Genomic DNA, 7,537 nt, shown 5'->3' on the forward strand with positions numbered 1-7,537 from the left:
AATATATTTATTAAAACCAAAATATATCTAAAAAAAACGCATACCTGATTAAATACAATTTTCACTAATTTTACGATTCTTTTATGATATGATATAAATAAACTCATGGATTTATTACAAAAATGGACAGATCTTTACATCGAAGCTGGGTGTGATGAAGTAGGAAGAGGATGCCTAAGCGGACCCGTTGTTGCTGCTGCCGTTATTTTAGACGACAGTTTTAAGCAAAATCTGGTTAATGACTCCAAGAAGTTAACATTCAAAACGAGAATGGAACTGGATAGCTATATTAAAGACAATGTAAAAAACTACGCTATTGCAGAGCTACCTCCTGTATTCATTGACGAGCATAACATCCTTAATGCAAGCATTCATGCTATGCACCGGGCTTTGGATCAGTTAACGATAAGACCCGAGCTTATTTTGGTCGACGGAAATAAATTTCATCCCTATAATTTTATTCCTCACCAATGTATCATAAAAGGAGATTCAAAAGTACTCTCTATTGCAGCAGCTTCTATCCTGGCCAAAAACTACAGGGATAAATTAATGATCGAACTCCATGAAGAACATCCCGAATACAGCTGGAACACCAACTTCGGATATGCCACAAAAGCTCATCAACAGGCTTTAATAAAGTATGGCCCTACAAAACATCACAGACAGTCATTCAGACTTAAATATGATTAAGTAGAAGCTTTTATCTTCTGATTAGAATGGCAAGATGCTGATATATTACGGAAGGATAGGAATATAATCAGGAAAATAAATACATTCCTTTCATATTTGTCATTCCTTCGTGTTGAGGCTGCTGCCTGTTTCCTAAAGTCATTACCATATAAAATTTGATAAAATTCAAATAAAAATATTTGAAATAGATATTTTACTTATATTTGATTTACAAACATTATACAATTTTTTGAATTTTCAAGAAATGTAACAAACAATTTTAATATTAAAATATGAAAAACCTTACAAAAATTGCAAATGCTAAATTAATTAGCAAAAATCAGTTAAAGCAGATTATGGGCGGACAAATCTGTCCTTGTGGTACACCATGTCCACACATGAATCAACCCGTTCCAAAACTTTGTGATTAAAATTACATCAAGAAAAACAAAAAAGAGAAGCAGTAATTTGCTTCTCTTTTGTTATGATAAATTATTATCTTATTTCTTTTTTTTCTGTTGCTCTTGAATTTGCTGCTGATTCTGAGCTTTCTCCATCATTTCTCTCATTTTCTTCTGGAACTTACCTTCTGACTTTGGTTTTTCTTTGTTCGCCTGAATCTGCGCATGGATTTTCTTTTCATCCAGTATCACGTATTTAATAACAAGAATAATTAAAATGTTGATCGCATTCGATACAAAATAATACCATGAAAGACCAGAAGCCGATGTATTAAGGAAAAACAGGAATGTGATCGGGAAGATATACATCAACACTTTCATGTTCGGCATCCCCTCCTGCTGAGGCTGCTGCATATTTCCTGAAGTCATTACCGTATAAATCAAGATTACGATTGTACATGCTAATGCAAAAACACTTAAATGATCTCCTAAGAAAGGAATTTTAAATGGAAGTTTGATCAAATCGTCATAAGCCGTCAAATCTTTTGCAAACCAGAATCCTTGTCCTCTAAGATCTATAAAGTTCGGGAAGAAACGGAATAAGGCATAGAAGATCGGGATCTGCACCAGTGCCGGAAGACATCCCGCCATCTGATTAACCCCAGCCTTTCGGTAGATTTCCATGGTAGCCTGCTGTTTCTTCATTGGATCCGCATCCTTGAATTTCGCGTTAGCTTCATCAATTTCGGGACGAATAACTTTCATCATCGCACTCAACTTATGCTGTTTATACATAATGGGTGATAAGATCAACTTCACAATGATCGTCATTAAAAAGATCACCCAACCTGCTGTAAGTCCCCATCCTGCGATGAAATTATACATAGGCATAAAGAAATAACGGTTCATTCCTCCAATGAAAGACCATCCTAATGGTAAAATTTCGTCAAAGTTTTTATCATAAGATTTTAACAACGGTAAATCAAGCGGCATAAAGTACCAGGTAAAATCCTGATTCAATTCGCTCCCAGTCATCTGAACAAATCCTTCAAAATTAAGTTTCTTCAGATATTCCCCTTCTTCAATTGCTTCCTGATTCCCTTTACTCTGGGTGAAGCCATTTTTAGCTTCGATTACAGAAGAGAAAAACTGCTGTTTTACACCAATCCAGTTAAGCGTTTCTTTTTCTTCACTCATCTCTGTTCTTCCATCATAATCATAATCCTTATAATTATTGAACGCATATGAAAATTCTGAGTGAGACTGCTCCTGTGCTCTACCCTTTTCCAGGTTTCTTACACTGTAATCCCAGATAAAGTCCGCTTTATTATCAGAAGTAATAGCAGCAAGTCCTTTTGTTCTTACCTTAAAGTCCAGTGTATATTTTGGAAGTAATGTATAAATAAACTGAATAACAGCACCATTGTAATTTGCAGTCATTGTTACAGCGTTTCCATTAACAGCCGGTGTAAAAACTAAGTCTTTAGTATTGATTACTTTTCCAGTTTTATCTTTAAACTGAAAGCCGTAGTTGGAATTCTTTTTATCAATCAGATAAAGAGGAAGGTCTGCTTTATCTGTTTTATGGTCATATGCTTTGTATTCCGAAAGCTGTACTTTAGAAACCTGTCCTCCTAAGCTTGAGAATTCCACATTCAGCTCTTTGTTGTTCAAACTGGCTGTCTGAATGGCACTAGGAGTTACATTTGGATTGATATTGTTGGCCTGAGTCTGTTTTACAGCATTTTGTACCTGCTCCGTTTTCTGTTCCTGAGCTTTTACCTGCTCTTCTTTCGACTGCTTGTTCTGGAAATAGAACATGAATCCGAAAAGAACCAGACATAAAACCGCAAAACTGATCATCTGACTTTTATCGATTCCCTTGTTTTCTTGCATTTTATTTTTATATTAAAATTTTAAATTTAACCAAAGTACACCAATGATGTACTTTTTGAGCTGACAAAAATACTGTTTTTTTATCAAAACTCTATGCATTACCATGTTACTATATAATAAACTCAAGCTGAGAATAATCAGCCTGAGTTTATGGTAAGACGTTTATGGTATAGTATTACCTTATTTCTTTTCGCAAGCCTTGATAAAAGCTCTGAACAAAGGATGTGGCGTTGCTACTGTACTTTTATATTCCGGGTGATACTGCACTCCTACATAGAACGGGTGATCCGGCATTTCAAGCGCCTCTACCAATCCTGTTTCAGGGTTTGTACCTGTCGCCAAGAAGCCATTCTTTTCAAATTCCTGAAGATAATCACTGTTGAATTCATAACGGTGACGGTGTCTTTCAGAAATATTTTTAGTTCCGTAAATATCATATAGCTTAGAACCATTTTTCAGTGAACATTTCCAGGCTCCAAGACGCATTGTTCCGCCTTTATCCACTACATTTTTCTGTTCTTCCATGATAGAGATCACAGGATCCGGTGTAGAAGTATCAAATTCCATGGAGTTGGCTTTTGAATGATCAAGAACATTTCTTGCAAATTCTATAGTCATGATCTGCATTCCTAAACAAATTCCCAACATCGGAACTTTATTTTCTCTTGCATACTGGGCAGTAAGTATTTTCCCTTCAATTCCTCTATCGCCAAAACCTGGAGCAATAAGGATTCCGTCCACACCATTTAAAGTTTCTTTAATATTTTCAGCGGTGATATCTCCACTGTATACCCATCTTACTTTCACTTCAGTTTCAAGACTTGCCCCTGCATGTTTGAAAGCTTCAGCAATAGAAATATAAGAATCCTGTAGAGAAATATATTTTCCTACTAAGGCAATTTCTACCGTTCTTTTAGGATTTTTGAATTTTTTAAGGAAAGTTTTCCAGTCTTTAAGATCAGCTTCTTTATCATTTTTCAGATCCAGTTCTTTTAAAACGACATCATCAAAATTCTGCTTTTGAAGATACATGGGAACTTCATAGATCGTTTCCAAATCTTTACATTCAATCACATTATCTAAAGAAACATTACAAAACTGAGCCAGTTTAGCTCTTTGATCTTTTGGAATATTGTGTTCTGTTCTGCAAACCAAAACATCTGCCATGATTCCGCTTTCCATCAGCTGACGAACGGAATGCTGAGAAGGTTTTGTTTTTAATTCGCCGCTTGAAGCCAGATAAGGCAACAGCGTAAGGTGAATCACCATAGAATTTTTCTCACCAAGCTCCCATTTCAACTGGCGTACCGTTTCAATGTATGGAAGAGATTCAATATCCCCTACAGTTCCTCCGATCTCGGTAATGATAATATCGTAGTTCTGCTTGGAAAGCATTTTGATTCTGCGTTTGATCTCGTTGGTGATATGAGGAATTACCTGAACAGTCTTTCCTAAGAAATCTCCTTTTCTTTCTTTTTCAATAACCGTTTGGTAGATTTTCCCTGTCGTAACATTGTTGTTTTGGGAAGTAGGAGCATCAAGATAACGCTCGTAGTGGCCTAAATCCAGATCCGTTTCTGCGCCATCTTCGGTTACATAGCATTCTCCGTGTTCATATGGATTCAGTGTGCCTGGGTCGATGTTAATATAAGGATCTAGTTTTTGGATCGTTACATTAAAACCACGTGATTTTAATAAAAGTCCCAGAGAAGCAGACACGATTCCTTTTCCCAAAGATGAAGTTACACCTCCTGTCACAAAGATGTACTTTGTATTCTTTTTACTCATTAGATTAGGTTTGTGCAAAGTTATGGGAAAAAGAGACACAAAGCAATTTTTTAAATTTTGAAAATGGAAAAACCCTGCTCCATCAATTATAAATTCTGATTAAAAAATTTACCTATATTTGATAAACACAATGACAAAAAGCTATAACCATCATGATTTCCGTATATAAATTAAAACCAAAATTTCAGCAGCTGCTTACTCCGGTTTTATTATTACTGCATAAAAATAAGATCACAGCCAATCAAATTACGGTAGCTTCCATATTGTTATCTGTTATTATAGGCATCCTATTCTGGAATGGGGATCTCTCCAAATGGTTCTTCCTAAGCCTTCCAATAGGACTTTTACTGAGAATGGCCCTGAATGCATTGGACGGAATGATGGCCAGAAAATTCAATCAGACCAGCAAATTGGGTGAAGTTTTAAATGAAGTGGGTGATATTGTTTCTGATGTGATCATCTTTTTTCCTTTATTAAAATTCCAGCCGGAAAGCCTCTACCTTATTGTTATCCTTATTATATTAAGTGTCATCAATGAATTTTCAGGTCTGATCGGAAAAGTCGTAGGAAAAGAACGCCGATACGACGGCCCTATGGGGAAAAGCGACCGTGCTCTGATCCTAGGAATTTATGGTCTAGCCGTGTTTTTCGGAGCAGACATTTCAGGAATTTCACCCTATATTTTCGGGCTTATTATTATTCTGTTGACAATCAGCACCTATATCAGATTAAAGAGATCCCTTGCATGAAGCCTGAAGAAAATAAATTTGCAGATGTTCCTTTAAGGGTAAAAACGTGGATTTATATCATCCTCATTTGTGCACTGGGAGTCTCACATCCTCTCGTCATGAAAATTTTTGTTTCGTGGATCAGCTTCCAGTCTTTTTTTGAATTTTTAAGATTATTTAAAATAAATTCAAACCGTATTATTCCATCATTATGTGTTGGAATTGCACAGTTTTTTCTCTTGTATTTTTTCACCATTGAAAACTATTTTATCTACGGTGCTATTTTGTCGGTCATCGTTCTGCTGTATTTTTTCCTTTTAAAAACACCTTTAAAGCTGCTTTATGGAGTATTCACAGCTTTATTAGTCTGTCTTTTTACTTTTCCTCATCTCTCATTTATCAGAGACACCGTTTCCGGATTGAATTCCATCATTTTCATCGTTGTTGTGACTGAGCTCAATGATGTTTTTCAATATCTGATGGGTAAGTTTTTCGGAAAGCATAAAATCACGCCTAAAATAAGTCCTAATAAGACTTTGGAAGGATTTATCGGTGGGGTTTTTCTTACTATAATATTGAGCAATATCTTAGGTTTCTTCTTATTGAAAACAGATATCTTGGTCAATACAATTCTGGGAACTATTCTGGGCATTTCAGGATTTATCGGGGATATTTTTATGTCTTATTTAAAAAGAAAAACCAATATAAAAGATACCGGAACACTCCTTCCCGGACATGGCGGCCTCCTTGACCGGATGGACAGTCTGATCTTCAATGCGCCTATATTCTTTTGGATCCTTTCTCTTCTTGTAAAAAGTTAAAATCATGAAAGAAAAATTTAAAAGAGCCGTACTATTTTCAGGAGGTGGAACCAGACTGATGATTTATCTCGGAATGTTTGCAGCCCTTGAAGAATTGGATATGAAACCTGATATACTGATCGCTTCCTGCGGAGGAGCATTTGCCGCAAATGTTATTAATGCTTTTCCAGACAACAATTCCAGAAAGAAATACCTCAAGTCAGAGGAATACTTCCGGTTTGTATCAGGAACGGTTTTAACAATGCATAAAAAACTTACCCAAATTGGGCTTTTTTCATTTAAAAAAATACTGGACAAAAGAAGCGCCCCTTTCATAGAAGATGTCTTTGGCAGATACCTTGTCGAAATGCCTCAGGATCTGTCCGAAGTTTTTCCTTCATTAAAAAATATTCAGTTTTCAAAAGAAATTCCAACAGTAATCATCGGTTCAGAAATACTTTTTGATCCCAAAGAAGCAGGACAGGAAAGAAACGGCAGAAAGCTTTATCGGAAAATTATTTTGACGGATCAAAAGACTGCAGAAAAAATTGATCCTGAAAAGATCATCATCGGAACTGAAAATTTCACGAACAGTGCGGTAGAAAAACTTCCGGTCATCAAAACGGATATTCCTTTACTGGAAAGTACCCGGATTTCCGTTTCCGATATGTTTTATGTAAAACCGGTTTATCTTCAGGGAAAATATTTTGCAGGCGGAGCAATTGATCTTATTCCTGCTGAACTGGCTCACCATCTTGCCGATGAAATCATTATTGAAAAAAAGCAGGCATACAGCTCGGTTGAAGAAGCTTTTGTCCGGGCTGTGCTTGGCTTCAGTGGTAATGAAAGACTTTTAGAGATTGAAAAACTTTCAGTGGATTTCCAGATTGACACAACGGATATCAAACAGGATTTAGAAGGACATTATCTTAAAAAAGGAATCAATTGGGGAAAATTTGAGATTGATTTTTCTTTTCCAAAAACATACGAACAGTTTGCAAAAGACATGGAAATGCAGTGGCAGTATGGTTATGATCAAACAATGAAATCTATTCGCGGGTGATGTTTTCCAAAAATATTTCGGCTAAAGCCAAATTGTATGATTTTCATTTTCAGTAAACGGGCTTTAGCCCAATGTCATTAAGATAGTAAAATATCACAAGCTATCCTTTTGATTTTTAGAGACTATGGGTTTAGCTCTTGCTCTATATTTACCTATATTTCTTTTGTTTGATCTCTGAGGTCTTATAGGAAT

General features: G+C 35.9%; 6 protein-coding genes. 4 read left to right on the forward strand and 2 right to left on the reverse strand.

From position 1 onward, the window contains the following. The first annotated feature begins 105 nt into the window (after window positions 1-105). The gene (locus tag HHL23_RS19740) at window positions 106-690 is read left to right on the forward strand and encodes a ribonuclease HII (RefSeq protein WP_169236469.1); all 585 of its coding nucleotides are present in this window, start codon (window positions 106-108) and stop codon (window positions 688-690) included. Between the two features lie 479 nt (window positions 691-1,169). Here the strand turns inward: HHL23_RS19740 and yidC are convergent, their stop codons facing one another. Then, window positions 1,170-2,966, reverse strand: a complete 1,797-nt coding sequence (gene yidC / locus HHL23_RS19745; RefSeq protein ID WP_169236470.1) for a membrane protein insertase YidC — start codon at window positions 2,964-2,966, stop codon at window positions 1,170-1,172. Window positions 2,967-3,146: 180 nt separating this feature from the next. Then, entirely contained in the window at window positions 3,147-4,754 is a 1,608-nt protein-coding gene (locus HHL23_RS19750; RefSeq protein ID WP_169236471.1) for a CTP synthase, read from the reverse strand. A gap of 152 nt (window positions 4,755-4,906) precedes the next feature. Here HHL23_RS19750 and HHL23_RS19755 point away from each other — a divergent pair, with 152 nt between their 5' ends. From HHL23_RS19755 to HHL23_RS19765, 3 genes are read left to right on the forward strand one after another with little or no spacing between them, the layout of a single operon-like run. After that, window positions 4,907-5,503, forward strand: coding sequence for a CDP-alcohol phosphatidyltransferase family protein (locus HHL23_RS19755; RefSeq protein WP_169236472.1), 597 nt, complete (start codon window positions 4,907-4,909; stop codon window positions 5,501-5,503). Next, on the forward strand, window positions 5,500-6,303 hold the full coding sequence (locus HHL23_RS19760; protein ID WP_169236473.1) for a phosphatidate cytidylyltransferase: 804 nt from the start codon (window positions 5,500-5,502) through the stop codon (window positions 6,301-6,303). Before HHL23_RS19755 ends, HHL23_RS19760 begins: the two co-directional genes overlap by 4 nt. Window positions 6,304-6,307: 4 nt before the next feature. Next, entirely contained in the window at window positions 6,308-7,345 is a 1,038-nt protein-coding gene (locus HHL23_RS19765) for a patatin-like phospholipase family protein (protein ID WP_169236474.1), read from the forward strand. Window positions 7,346-7,537 lie beyond the last annotated feature (192 nt).

It is taken from the genome of Chryseobacterium antibioticum (assembly GCF_012927325.1).
Lineage (GTDB): Bacteria > Bacteroidota > Bacteroidia > Flavobacteriales > Weeksellaceae > Chryseobacterium > Chryseobacterium antibioticum.